The 221-nt window shown below is 43.0% G+C and carries 1 pseudogene; it reads right to left on the reverse strand.

The features are described from left to right. Positions 1–221, reverse strand: a pseudogene (locus tag Q0954_RS34935) (IS630 family transposase); the annotation flags it as partial.

Below are 221 nucleotides of genomic sequence, written 5' to 3' on the forward strand. Positions count from 1 at the left end.
TCTGCATAGGTAACGGCTTTGTGGTTGTCTTTGACCAATACTTCCCTCCACCCAGCCTTAGGTTCAGTGAGCATATATATATCGGCAACCCCTTTTCGTTCATATTCATAATCTTGATGAACAATCCCCTGATCATCGGTAAAACCCTGAGTAGTTTGAGCAATTAATTGCTTAGGCGACTCATCCAGGTTAACTACTGGATTTGCTGGGTTATAAGGACG

Origin of the sequence: uncultured Microscilla sp., assembly GCF_947493425.1 — a bacterium.
Taxonomy (GTDB): domain Bacteria; phylum Bacteroidota; class Bacteroidia; order Cytophagales; family Microscillaceae; genus Microscilla.